This is a genomic window from Xanthobacter aminoxidans (assembly GCF_043193615.1).
Lineage (GTDB): Bacteria > Pseudomonadota > Alphaproteobacteria > Rhizobiales > Xanthobacteraceae > Xanthobacter > Xanthobacter aminoxidans.
Window position 1 is genome coordinate 26,047 of sequence record NZ_JBAFUS010000008.1, and the last position, 12,698, is coordinate 38,744.

Sequence of the window (12,698 nt, forward strand, 5' to 3'; positions counted from 1 at the left end):
CCTCCTCAACGCACGTCGGCACGTCGCTCGCCGAACAGCCCGGACGGGCGCACAGCGAGGAGGGCCATGACGAAGAGCAGCGGGTAGAGGTCGCCGAAGGCGCTGTCCCAATAGTTGGAAAATGCCTCCGCGACCCCGAACAGCAGGCCACCGACCAGGATCCCGACGGGATTGGTGAAGCCACCCACCGCCGCGACCGCCAATGCCTTGATGGTGAAGATCAGCCCCATGTGCGGATGCACCGACACCAGCGGCCCGACCAGCACGCCGGAGATGCCGGCCATCAGCGCGGCGAGCACGAACACCAGCACCACCACGCCGCGCACGTCGATGCCGAAGAGGGAAGCCGCCTCCGGATTGAAGGCCACGGCATAGACGGCCTTGCCCCAGCGCGAGCCGAACAGGAACCAGTAGAAGGCGCCCACGACGACGAAGGCGGTGATGATGATCGCCGCCTCCTCGAAAAAGATTCCGACACCGAGGATGTTGATGACGTTGTCGCGGGTCTTGGAGAACAGGGGCGGCGCATATTGCGCGGACTTGCCGAAACCGAGCTCGACGATGTTCTGGAGGATCAGCGCCGATCCCGCTGTGGTGAGCACCCAGGAATAGGCTCCGGCGCGGTCGCCGAGCCGGTCCAGGGGGCGGATGGCGAAGCGCTCCAAGAGATAGCCGAGTACGCCCATGATGACGAGCACGCCGAGCACCGCGAGGGGCGCCGGAACGCCCGCGGTGAGCATGCCGATGGAGGCGAATGCGCCCACCATGAGGAAATCACCCTGGCCGAAATTCAGCCGGTGGGTGGCAAGATGGGTAATGAACAGGCCCTTGGCGGTGAGCGTGTAGATGGCGCCCATCGCGATGCCGCTGACGAGGAGCTGGAAGAAGTTGAGGAGGGTCATGACGCCCCTCCCCGGCAGGGCGGAAAGGACGGATGCGGTTCGGGCGGTCTCGTGTGCATGCGTTCTCCCGGAGGCTTTCTCCGGCCGGTCTTGCGCCGGCCTCGTCGTGCGAAAACTCAGCGGCCGGCGTCGGCCGGCGCGAACAGCGCCATGCCAGCGGTTCCGCCGCAGACGCGCATGCGGGCACCGAGCGGCGGCGCGTCGGCCTCCTCGAACGGCACGCTTGCAAGGCGCCCGGTCAGGCGCACACCGCAGTCGAGGTCCACCACCGCCACCGCATAGGGCCCGTCCGCCTGGAAGCGGGTCGGCGGACGGCGCACCAGCGTCCAGGAGACGAGGACACCGTCGCCATCGACCGTCACCGGTTCCATCCTGGGACTGTAGCAGGAGGCGCAAAGCTCGCGCGGGCCCGGATCGAGCTGGCCGCAGTCGGCACACCGCAGGATCTCGATGACAGGCGAGGCGGAGAGGACGGAGGACATGGGCGGGTTGTGATCCAAATGGCTGTGATCGATGGTGAAGAACTCAGCGACCCTGGAAATCGGCCTCGCGCTTCTCGCGGAAGGCGGTGGTGCCTTCGACGATGTCCTGGCTCTGGCCGAGATCGTAGAAGGAGCGGGATTCGAGCCGCAGGGCCTCGCCCATGGGCATGCCGACCGCACGGCGCATCACCTCCTTGGCGAAGCGGTGGGAGAGGGGCGAGCGCTTCGCCAGCATCTGCGCATAGTCGAGGGTGAAGGCCACCAGCTCTTCGGCCGGCACGATGCGATTGACGAGGCCGATGCGGAACGCATGCTCGGCATTCACGCGATCGCCGGAGAGGATGATCTCCATGGCATGGCCCAGCCCGACGATCTGCGGCAGCCGGATGAGCCCGCCGTCGCAGGCATGGAAGCCCCACTTGGCGTCCTGCAGGGCAAATTCCGCGTTGGGCGCGCAGAAGCGGAGGTCGCAGGCGAGCGCCAGCTCGAACCCGCCGGAGATGGCGAAGCCGTTCACCGCAGCGACGATGGGCTTGTCGATCTCCACCGAGCGGGTGATGCCGCCGAATCCCGGGCCGTTGGTGTAGCGGGTGCGGAACTCCGGGGCAGGCGTGCGGGCGAAGTTTACCGTGTAGGTCTTGAGGTCGGCGCCGGCGCAGAAGGCCTTGTCGCCCGCGCCCGTGACGACCGCCACGTGGGCGCCGTCGTCGCGGTCGAAGTCACGAAAGACTTCAACCAGTTCGTCATTGGCGGCGAAGTCGAGGGAGTTCATCACCGCAGGGCGGTCGATGGTGATGAGCCAGACCTTGCCGTGGCGGTCGCAGCGAATGTCGCCCATGGGATGTTCCGATGCTGTTGCGGGGGGCGCGCTCAGGCGTCGGTGGCGCGCAGGATATTGACGGTGCAGGCGACGCCCGTGCCGCCGAGATTGTGGGTGAGGGCCACCTTCGCCCCCTTCACCTGGTTGGGGTGCGCCCCGCGCAGCTGGAGCACGCTCTCATAGATCTGGCCGAGGCCGGTCGCACCCACCGGATGGCCCTTGGCCAGCAACCCGCCGCTGGCATTGATGGGCCTGTCGCCGTCGACGGCGGTGCGGCCCTCGGCGGCATAGGCGGCCCCCGCTCCACGCGGCATCAGGCCGAGATCCTCGGCATCGATGATCTCCGCGATGGAGAAGCAATCGTGCAGCTCCACGCAGCTCACCTCGTCGGCGGTGATGCCGGCCTGCGCATAGGCCGCCTGTGCGGCAGCAACGGTTGCCTCGAAGGTGCAGAGGTCCGGATGGCCGGCGATGCGTGCGCTGCCCCGCGCCTGTGCCGACGCCAGCACTTGCACCGGCTGCGGGATCACATCGCGCAGGCGATCGCCGGCGACGAGCAGCACGGCAGCCGCGCCGTCGCTGGCCGGGCAGCAATCGTAAAGTCGCAACGGATCGCAGATGAGGCGGGCGTTGCCGATCTCCTGGACCGAGAGCTCCGCGCCCATCTGGGCGAGCGGGTTCCGCAGGCCGTTGCCCTTGTTCTTGCGCACGACGGCAGAGATGTCGTCCCGCGTCGCGCCGTAACGCTGCTCATAGAGGCGCCAGGCGAGGCCGAACAGGCCGGGGAACGTGAGGCCGCTTACGCCATCGCTGCGGAAATCCATGGCGCAGTTGAGCGCCGAGGTGACGGCCGCCGTGTCGGCATGGGTCATCTTCTCCGCGCCCACGGCGAGCGCCATGTCGCACATGCCGGTCGCCACCGCGAGATAGGCGTGGCGGAAGGCGATGCCGCCGGAGGCGCAGGCACCCTCCACCTTGGTGCAGGGAATCTGCGGCAGGCCGAGCCCGTCCGCCACCAGCCCCGCCAGTACCTCCTGCCCGAGCAGCGGCCCCGCGACGAAATTGCCGAGATAGAGGGCTCCGACGTCGCCACGATCGAGCCCGGATTCGCGGATCGCCGCGTCCGCCGCGCGGATGGCGAGGGCCTCGATGGACGTTTCCGGATGACGGCCGAAGGCCGAGGAGCCGATGCCGGCGACGAAGACCGGCCTCATGAGGTGGCTCCCTGGTCCTGGACACCCGCTGCGGCATCGGCCTCGGCAAGCCGGTGGCGCAGCTCCGTCTTGAGGATCTTGCCGTAGTTGTTCTTCGGCAGCGTCGCCTCGAAGCGGTAGCGCTTGGGTCGCTTGAAGCGGGCGATGTTGTCGAGGCAGAGCTGGTCAAGCTCCGCGGCATCGACCTCCGCCCCCGGGCGGACGGCGACGAACGCCACCACCTCCTCGCCCCAGTCGGGATGCGGCGCGCCGATGACGGACACCTCCAGCACGCCTTCATGGCGCAGCAGCACCTCCTCCACTTCGCGGGGATAGATGTTGCTGCCGCCGGAGATGATGAGGTCCTTGGAGCGGTCGCGCAGCGTGAGGTAGCCGCGCGCGTCGAGACTGCCGACATCGCCGGTGTAGAGCCAGCCGTCGCGCAGGGCGGCCGCCGTGCCGGCGGGGTTGTTCCAGTAGCCTTCCATCACGCAGTCGCTGCGGGTGATGACCTCGCCCACCTCGCCGGGCGGGAGATCATGCCCGTTCTCGTCGACCACCCGCACCTCCTGCCCGGAGCGCGGGAAGCCGCAGGAGCCCAGTACGGCGTCATCGGCCGGGGCACCATCGGCGCGCACATGCAGCGCCTTCGGCAGCAAGGTGATGGTCATGGGGGATTCGCCCTGGCCGAAGATCTGGCACAGCTTCGGGCCGATGACGCGCAGGGCCTGCTTCAGGTCGGCGACGTACATGGGCGCGCCGCCATAGTAGATGGTCTTCAGGTTGGACAGATCCGCGCAGAGCGTCGCCGGATGGTTCACCATGCGCGTGAGCATGGTGGGGGCTGCGAAAAGCGCGACCTTGCTGTAGCGCGCGATGGCCTCCAGCACCTCCTCCACATCGAAGCCCGACAGCACCACCTGATGCGCGCCCTTCATCAGGAAGGGCAAGGCGTAGAGACCTGCGCCGTGGGAGACCGGCGCGCATGCGATGTGGGTGTCATCGGTGTCGATGGAATCGACATCGGCATAGTAGGCGAGCGACATGGCCAGGAGGTTGCGATGGCTGAGCATCGCGCCCTTGGGCTTGCCGGTGGTGCCGGAGGTGTAGAACAGCCAGGCGCGTTCTTCCGGCGCCGCATCCTCGCAGGCGATGGGCTCGGCGGCGACAAGGCGCGCATAGGCCTCGGAGCCGGTCGTTATGACCGCGAGCTGGGCGAGGGCATCGATCTCGGCCGCGAGGGCCTCGGACAGGCCGGGCGTGGTGAAGAGCGCTTCGGCCTCCGCATCTGCCGCGATGCCGATCACCTCGCGCGGATGCAGCTTGGCGTTGACCGGCACGGCGCAAAGGCCGGCGATCCAGCAGCCGAGGAGGCATTCGAAGAAAGCGCCGGTGTTCTCCATGAACAGCACGACACGCGCGCCCGGCTTGAGATCCATCGCGCGCAAACCGCCGGCGATCCGGGCCGACCGCTCGGCGAAGGCTGCGTAGGTAAGGGTACCGTCGGCGTCGGTGATCGCGGGTTTGTCCGGCAGGCGTCGCGCGGTCTGCAGGATGAGCGTGGCGATGCTCATCGGCCCTCCCTACCATTTAGTAGTTATATTTACTGATGAGTCAGGCTAGCTGTTTTGCGAGTTTTATGCAAGCATGCGACACAGTATTTGTTCGGAGGTCGGCGCGCCGGATGCGTTCTCCGGGAAGCCGCTCCTCGTTATCGCCGAAAGCAGGACCTGCCAGTTCATGAGTGACACTCCCAGCGCGGCGACCCGCGCTCCCGCGCCGGGGCGTGCGGCCTTCGACAGAGACGAGCAGCGCCGCCGCAAGCGCGAGGCGGTGCTGAGGGTGGCGGCATCCGCCTTCAACCGCCGCGGCTTCGCCAACACGTCCATGGATGATGTGGCGTCGGTTCTCGGCGTGTCGAAGCCGACGCTCTACCAGTATTTCAAGAGCAAGCAGGAGCTGCTCTACGCCTGCCACCAGGTGGCAATGGACAATGGCGAGGCGGGCCTCGCCCTCGCCGCGGCCCATGACGGGACGGGCCTCGAAAAGCTGATCATCTACCTGCGTCGCTACATGGAAGGCATCTTCGGCGACCTTGGAAACTGCCCGGTGCTCACCGACGTGGATTCGCTGGCACCTGAAGATCGCGCGAACGTGGTGGCGCGCCGAAAGCGCATCAGCGCCGCCACGAAGGAACTGATCGCCCTTGGCGTCGCCGACGGCTCCATCGGCCCCTGCGACCCGAAGCTCGCGAGCCTGTTCGCCCTCGGCGTGGTCAACTGGATTCCGGCCTGGTACCGGGACTCCGGCCCCAACACGCCGGAGGAGATCATGGAGAGCTTCGCGGCGCTCCTGATCTCCGGCCTTGCGGCCCCGGCGTCGCCGAAGCCCACGCGCAAGAGGTCGAAGCCGCAGGCCTGACCCCCTCCCCTCGCGCCGCCGGACCGTGATCGACCCGGCGGCCGAAAGGCGCGGCTACTTCTGGGGCATCACTTTCGGCGCCGGCACCACCGTGTCGCCCTTCCAGATACCGAGGAAGATGTCACCCTGGCCGAGGCATTCGTGATCGTTCGGCCCGAACGGCTTCGCCGGCGTGGCCGAGACCGCCTGGACGCCGTCGATGTTCTCGATGGCGTCCCGCAGCTTCGCCGGGTCCGACTTGCCGACCTTGTCCACGGCGGCGAACATGATCTGGCCCGCGTCATAGCCGAGCGCGGCGACCACCGGCCAGCGATAGTCCTTGCCGTATTTCTCGGTCATGCGCTTGTTGAAGGCCTGCGCCTTGGGATCGGAGAGGTCGAGAGCCTGGCCCATGGCGGTGCCCTGGATCGCTTCGACGCCCACGATATCCTTCACCTTCAGCGAAGAGAGGCCCCAGTTGCCGGCGAAGGTCGGCTTGTAGTCGAGCCGCGGCAGGGGCCGATACGGCAGCTCGAACGACTCGTGAAAATGCAGGATGAGATCGACGCCGGCATCGCGCATCTTGATCATCTGTGGCGTCAGGTCGTTGACGCCGGGCGCCGCCGCCTCGACTGCCGCAAGCTCCACGCCGCGTGCCTTCAGGCCGGCGGTCGCCTCCTGTGCGGCGAAGTTGCCGTAGCCTGTGGTCGAGTGCAGCAGGCCGATCTTCTTGTAGTTTTTCACCGCCCAATCGAGGATCGCGTCGATCTGGTATTTCTCGATCATCGAGCAGCGGAAGATGAAGCTCGGCTTCTGGTCGATGAACTTGGTGGTGATGTCCGTGGCGGCTGACGGTCCGGCGATGAGCGGCACGCCGGCGCGCTGGAGCACGGGGGCAAAGGCCATGACATTGCCGCTCGACACCGTGCCGATGACGCCAGCGACGCCATCGTTCTGGATCAGGCGCTGGACCACCGAAACGGCGCGTTGGGGATTGGCCTCGTCGTCATAGACTACAAGCTCGATAGGCGTCTTGCCACCCTTCGCCTTGTAGTCTTCCAGCGCCAGCTTGACGCCTTGCAGGTAGCTCTCGCCGAAGTCGACGATGGCCGGCGGTCCGCTCAGGCCTTCCACCACACCGATCTTGACCGGCGTCTGGGCCCGCGCGGCGCCAACCGGCGCGAGCAACAGCGCCATGGCGGCGCCCGCGAGCAGCGCGCCTCCTCCTGATCCCATCCGAACCATACCCGCTCCTCCCCATCAAAACTCATCGGTTCCGCAGTTCAAGGCGACTGCAAAACTCGTGAGTAAGTTTTATATCTTTATAGTAGGGGTATCGGATCAAACTGCGCACCGCAAGGGGGAAGTGCCCGCGAACGCAAACCGGCCGGAGCTCGGTGCGGGCCGGCTGGCACGTCGCAGTGTCAATCTCGCTGGCGCTGGTTTCCTGTCCAAGAGGCGCGCCTCGGCTGGACACCGGCGGAGGGTGCGGTGCGAGCCGATGACGCTCCCGCCGATCATGTCAGGGCGCTTGAACCTGAGATCGGCCGCTGGCGGAATTTGGCTTCACGGGAGGGGGAGAACGGCCGGCCCGACCGCATTCTGCCGCTCTATGATCCAAAGCTCACCGTCGCAAACCAACGGATGTCAAAAGGATTGCGTCAGCTCTACGGCCCGATAGACGGCTTGAGCCAGGGCGCCCGGTTCGTAGCAATCGTCGATCTGGGCATCGGCCGGATTTCCCCAGTCGGTGTTCCAGAGCTGGGGATCGACCGAAGACGCAGCGTCGAGCCTGCCGACAACGACAGCATCGAAGTTCTGCACGTGATCGAAGGGATCAGCGACCGACACCTCAATTTGCGCCCCGCGCTCCAGCAGCAGTCGGCGGTTGAGAACGCGAAAGCCCGGATGAGCGTCAAACCCGATGTCCCGCGCAGGAGTGCGGAGCGTGACGGCGAGGCCTCGATCCGCCAAGAGCAAGGCCGCATCCGCGGCGGCAAGGTCATCCCCGGCAACCAGCACGCGGCCCTTGATCGAGCCCGCGGTGTCGGCAAGCACGGCGTAGGCGGTCACAACCGTCTTTGACGCCGATGCCGCATCGATGCGAGCCGGCTCGAGGCGGCGCTCGCGCCAGATCAGGCCGAAACCTGCGGGGGCCACGCTGCCGGGCCGGATGTCCACGCCCCCGGCGCGGGCGCGTTCCACGACCGCACGCACGGCGACAGCATATTCCGCCTGACCCGGCACCCGGCTCCGCCACGCCTGCATGCCTCCGAGCGGCTGCGCGCCATGGGCCAAAGTGACATCAAGGCCCCGGCGCGCCGCGAGCCAGGCGGCCGTGAGGGCCGCGAAGCCGGCGCCCTGCACCAGCAGCCGCATGCCCTGTTTCGGGGCGGGCGGAGCCAGATCTCGCTCGCGGCCGACGAAGGGATTGACGGGGCAGATCATCTCCGGTCGTGCGCTGCGGCCGAGGCAGAGATTGCACGACATGCAGGCAACCGCCGCCGGCCCCGCGCCTCGGTACAAACGGTTCGGAAAACCCGGGTCGGTGATCGATCCACGCCCGACCGCCGCCAGGTCGATCTTGCCTTCCGCCAGCGCCGCCTCTGCGCGTTCCGGGCGCTTGATGCGACCGACCCCCACCACCGGAATGCCGATGGCCCGCCGCACCACGCCGGCGCGGTCCAGCCAGGGGCCTTCCGGCTCGCCGGACAACATGGTCAGTTGGTTGTAGGATTCATAGACGCCCACGGACAGGGAGATCACGTCGCACCCCAGCGCCTCCAGCTGCCGGGAGATCACCACGACGTCCTCCGGAACGAGTCCATCCGGGACGAACTCCTCCACGCTCATGCGCACGAAGAGAAGAAAGTCGGGACTGCAACGGGCCCGAATGCCCGCGACGATGCCCGCAAGGAAGCGCAGGCGGTTCTCCGGCGAGCCGCCATAGGCATCCTCGCGCCGGTTCGAATAGGCGGAAAGGAACGAGGCGGCCAGATAGCCATGGGCGGCGTGGATCTCCACGCCGTCAAATCCCGCCTTCTCCAGCCTCCCCGCCGCCGCCACATAGGCCTCCTGCAACGCGGGAATCTCGTCCGCCGACAGAGCGCGGGGCATTTCACGCATCAGCGGGCATGCGATTGCCGAGGGGGCGACAAGCTCCTGCCCGGTCAGGCGGCTGGAGGTTTGCCGGCCGCCATGGTTGATCTGCCCGATGGCGAGAGCCCCGTGGCCGCGGATCGCCGTGGCGAGGCGCGCGAGACCCGCGATCCGGGACTCATCCTCCGCCATGAGCATCCGGGCCATCACCCGCCCTCCCGGGTGCACACCGATATTCTCCGTCACCACGATCCCGAAGCCGCCCTCGGCGCGGGCCTCCAGATAGGCGGCAAGGCGCTCGCCCGCTGAACCGTCAGGCTCGGCGAAATGGGTCGCCATGGCCGGTACGATCAACCGGTTGCGCGCCGTTTTCGCCCTGAGCTGGAGCGGTGTGAAGAGATGGGGAAAGCTGGCGTGGGCTGGCATCGGAGAACGACTCGCTGAAGACCGCCGCCGGCGGCGGCGGAACAAGACCGGCGGCGCGCCGCCGCCGGTTCGAAGCACTGGTGGATGGGCCGCACCCCGCCGTTCAGATCCTCACTGGCCGGAGACCAGAGGGCAGCCCCCCTCGCTCATCGGACGAAACGCATCCTTGCCGGGGATGGTCGCGACCTGCTCCAGCAGGTCCCATTCGCCCTTCGACTCCTCCGGCTTTTTCACGCGAAACAGATAAAGGTCCCGGATGACGCGCCCATCCGCCCGCACTTCGCCGTTTTTCGTCATGAAATCGTTGATGGGCGTGGCCTTCATCTTTGCCATCACCGGCTTGGCACCGTCCGTGCCGGTACCCTGGACCGCCTTGAGATAGTGCATGACAGCGCCATATATGCTCGCCTGCATCATGGTCGGAGGCTTGCCGTGAATGGCCTGGAAACGTTTGGAAAAGGCCCGCGTCTCCGGCGTCTGGTCCCAGTAGAAGGCCTCGGTGAAGGTCAGCCCCTGGGCGGCCTTGAGGCCGAGGCTGTGCACATCGGTGAGTGTCACCAGCAGACCGACGGGCCGCTGCCGATTCCCCGCGACACCGAATTCCACGAGCTGCTTCATCGTGTTGGTCATATCGGCGCCGGCATTGGCAAGGCCGATCACCTTCGCGCCCGATGCCTGCGCCTGAAGGATGAAGGATGAGAAGTCTGTGGTATTAATGGGCGCGCGGACGCCCCCCACGACCTTTCCGCCGCTGCCCTCCACCACCCGGCGCGTGCTCTCCTCAAGCGACTGGCCAAAGGCGTAGTCCGCGGTGATGAAGAACCAGGTGTTCCCGCCATCCTTCAGGGTCGCCAGAGCCGTGGCGCGCGGAATGGCGTAATTGTCGTAAGTCCAGTGGATGCCGTTCGGCGAGCAGTTCTTGCCCGTCAGCGCCGGCGTCCCCGCCGCGATGACGATGTTGATCCGATCCTTCTCGCGGGTGATGTCCTGAACCGCCAGAGCGACGGCGGAATCGCCGAGGCCGAAGATGGCGTCCACCTTCTCCTGATCGTACCAGCGACGCGCGATGGTGCTGCCGACGTCCACCTTGTGCTGGAGATCACCGGCAACCACTTCCACCGGCTTGCCGAGCACCTTGCCGCCGAAATCCTCCACCGCCATCCGGGCGGCCACCACGTCCCCCGGGCCCTGCAGGTCGGCATAAGGGCCTGAAAGACCGTCGAGCACCCCGATCTTGACGATATCGTCGGAGACCTGTGCCTGGGCGATGTCGGCCCAGGCGATAAGCGCGCCGAGGGTCAACAGCGTGAATCCTATGGGATGCTTGCTCCTGGACATGGCGTTTCCTCCACCGTTGTTTTCTTTTCGTTTTTCTCGGGCACGGGCGACTGCGCGCCCTTCAACCCTTTGCGCCGTCACCCGAGATCGGGAAACGGCTTCGTCTCTTCAGGATCGCGGTAGGCTTCCACGAGCGGCAGCGGCAACGCGGCGATCGTTCCGGCCTTGCTCGCAATGCGGCGGCGAAAGAGGTCGCGGGCGGCGACATGGGGGTCCGACATGGCTTCCTCGATGGAGGCGACGAGCGACACGCAGGCGTCCTTGCCGGCGAATGCGGCCATGAGGTCGCCCGAGAGGCGCGCCGCCACGGCCGTCGCCACGTCGGCCTTGCTCGCGTTCTCGCTCAGGCCGAGCACCGCGCAGAAGGTCCGCCAGAACTGATCCTCCAGGGGAGCCGCCGCCAGGTGCCGGCCATCAGCGGTTCGATAGATGGCATAGCGGGGCGAGCCGCCGGTGATGAGTTCGCCATTGGGCGACGGCCATCGGCCAGCCACGGCGCCGGCGAGCGCCCAGTAGAGGAACGGGAACAGATTGTCCGTCATCGCGATGTCGAGATGGCGCCCGCGCCCGGTCCGGCTGCGTTCGATCACGGCCATCAGAATGTTGATGATGGCGGGATAGGTTCCCCCGCCGATGTCGGCCAGCGGGATCGGCAGAAGCGACGGGGTGCCGTCACTGTCGGATACCAGCGAGAGGAGCCCCGCGTCGGCGTCGTAGTTCATGTCGTGCGCGGCGACATGCGCCTTCGGCCCGTCCTGTCCGTAGCCCGTGATGGAGCAGTAGATGAGACGCGGATTTTCCGCCGAAAGCGCCTCGTAGGAGAGGCCGAGCCGCGCCATGACGCCGGGGCGGAACTGCTCGACGAGGATGTCCGCGCCGCGCGCAAGCTCCTTTGCCTGCGCAAGACCGTCCGGGGACTTCAGATCCAGCGCAACGCTGGCCTTGCCGCGATTGAGCAGCGCGAATATGGCGCTGTCCGGCCCGACGCGCGGCTCGTAGCCGCGCATCTCGTCACCCTTGCCCGGACGCTCGATCTTCACCACGTCCGCGCCGGCCTCTGCCAGCATCAGCGTGGCGAACGGGCCGGGCAGAAGGGTGGAGAAATCGACCACCTTCAGTCCACGCAGGGGCAAAGCTCCCCCCTCCGGGCGCGACGCATCCTGCCCCTCGCGAGCATCCATCCTGGTGATCTCCTCATCCGCCGTGCGGTGCCGTGCGCGGCTCAGACCATGACGAAGCCGCCATTCACTCCCAGCACCTGACCGGTGATGTAGGCGGCGCGGGCAGAGGCCAGAAAGGCGACCGCGTCGGCCGCGTCCTCCGGCCGGGTCAGGCGGCCCAGGCCTTCGCCGATGGGGTAGTTGCGCAGCACCTTGCGCAGGGTTTCATCGCTCTCCACCGTCGCCGTCAGCTTCTGGAAGCCGGCGATGGGATTTTCGTGGGCGACCGCCGACAGGGACACGGCATTGACCGTGATGCCGTGCGGCCCCAGTTCCTTGGCGATGGCGCGGGAGAAACCGATGATGGCGGCCTTTGCCCCCGAATAGACCGCCATGCGCGGTTCGCCGACACGGCCAGCGTCCGACACCATCGACACGATCTTGCCGGTGCGCCGCTCCACCATGGAATCCGCCACGGCGGCCACGCAGTTCATGACGCCATAATAGTTGAGATCGACGATCTTCTTCCAGAAATGCGGCGCCATCTCCCGGAAGGTCGGCATGCCGATCTCTCCGGTGCGCCGCTCCGGCACCACGCCGGCATTGTTGACGAGAATGTCCACAGGACCGAGCGCTTCTGCGATCCGGGCCACGCCCGCACGGGCGGCGTCAAGGTCGATGATGTCGAACGGCACCGCCAGCGCCGTGCCGCCGGCCTCGGCGATCTCGGCCGCGACCGCCGCACAGCGTTCCGGCAGGATGTCGTTGACCGCGACCCGCGCGCCTTCGGCCGCGAGGCGCTTGCAGATGGCGCGCCCGACCCCCATGCCACCGCCGGTGACGAGGGCCACCTTCCCTTCGAGTTCGAGTTCCATCGC

11 protein-coding genes are annotated in these 12,698 nt (G+C 67.2%); 1 reads left to right on the forward strand and 10 read right to left on the reverse strand.

Annotated features, from left to right (window positions below; all coding sequences use genetic code 11):
* Positions 1 to 5: 5 nt before the first annotated feature.
* From V5F74_RS23935 to V5F74_RS23955, 5 genes are all read right to left on the reverse strand, one after another.
* Positions 6 to 902, reverse strand: coding sequence for a branched-chain amino acid ABC transporter permease (locus V5F74_RS23935; RefSeq protein ID WP_029557367.1), 897 nt, complete (start codon positions 900 to 902; stop codon positions 6 to 8).
* A gap of 116 nt (positions 903 to 1,018) precedes the next feature.
* Positions 1,019 to 1,384 (reverse strand): Zn-ribbon domain-containing OB-fold protein, encoded by a 366-nt coding sequence (locus V5F74_RS23940; RefSeq protein WP_051679060.1) that lies wholly within the window; start codon positions 1,382 to 1,384, stop codon positions 1,019 to 1,021.
* 43 nt (positions 1,385 to 1,427) lie between these two features.
* Entirely contained in the window at positions 1,428 to 2,222 is a 795-nt protein-coding gene (locus V5F74_RS23945; RefSeq protein ID WP_029557365.1) for an enoyl-CoA hydratase/isomerase family protein, read from the reverse strand.
* Between the two features lie 32 nt (positions 2,223 to 2,254).
* Complete coding sequence (locus tag V5F74_RS23950) at positions 2,255 to 3,418, reverse strand: thiolase C-terminal domain-containing protein (protein WP_029557364.1); 1,164 nt, start codon at positions 3,416 to 3,418, stop codon at positions 2,255 to 2,257.
* The gene (locus V5F74_RS23955) at positions 3,415 to 4,971 is read right to left on the reverse strand and encodes an acyl-CoA synthetase (RefSeq protein ID WP_051679059.1); all 1,557 of its coding nucleotides are present in this window, start codon (positions 4,969 to 4,971) and stop codon (positions 3,415 to 3,417) included. Before V5F74_RS23955 ends, V5F74_RS23950 begins: the two co-directional genes overlap by 4 nt.
* A gap of 166 nt (positions 4,972 to 5,137) precedes the next feature.
* Between V5F74_RS23955 and V5F74_RS23960 the strand changes: the two genes are divergently transcribed.
* Complete coding sequence (locus V5F74_RS23960) at positions 5,138 to 5,818, forward strand: TetR/AcrR family transcriptional regulator (RefSeq protein WP_394010207.1); 681 nt, start codon at positions 5,138 to 5,140, stop codon at positions 5,816 to 5,818.
* 54 nt (positions 5,819 to 5,872) lie between these two features.
* On the opposite strand, the gene V5F74_RS23965 is transcribed toward V5F74_RS23960, so the two are convergent.
* The 5 genes from V5F74_RS23965 to V5F74_RS23985 form a co-directional block, all read right to left on the reverse strand.
* Positions 5,873 to 7,033, reverse strand: coding sequence for an ABC transporter substrate-binding protein (locus tag V5F74_RS23965; protein WP_394010208.1), 1,161 nt, complete (start codon positions 7,031 to 7,033; stop codon positions 5,873 to 5,875).
* A 411-nt stretch (positions 7,034 to 7,444) separates the two neighbouring features.
* The gene (locus V5F74_RS23970) at positions 7,445 to 9,367 is read right to left on the reverse strand and encodes an oxidoreductase (protein WP_394010209.1); all 1,923 of its coding nucleotides are present in this window, start codon (positions 9,365 to 9,367) and stop codon (positions 7,445 to 7,447) included.
* Positions 9,368 to 9,433: 66 nt separating this feature from the next.
* Complete coding sequence (locus V5F74_RS23975) at positions 9,434 to 10,660, reverse strand: ABC transporter substrate-binding protein (RefSeq protein ID WP_250167072.1); 1,227 nt, start codon at positions 10,658 to 10,660, stop codon at positions 9,434 to 9,436.
* A 77-nt stretch (positions 10,661 to 10,737) separates the two neighbouring features.
* Positions 10,738 to 11,841 carry a CaiB/BaiF CoA transferase family protein gene (locus tag V5F74_RS23980; RefSeq protein WP_394010211.1) on the reverse strand — a complete coding sequence of 368 codons (1,104 nt, stop codon included), beginning with the start codon at positions 11,839 to 11,841 and terminating at the stop codon, positions 10,738 to 10,740.
* A 41-nt stretch (positions 11,842 to 11,882) separates the two neighbouring features.
* Complete coding sequence (locus V5F74_RS23985; RefSeq protein ID WP_394010212.1) at positions 11,883 to 12,695, reverse strand: SDR family NAD(P)-dependent oxidoreductase; 813 nt, start codon at positions 12,693 to 12,695, stop codon at positions 11,883 to 11,885.
* Between the last annotated feature and the right edge of the window lie 3 nt (positions 12,696 to 12,698).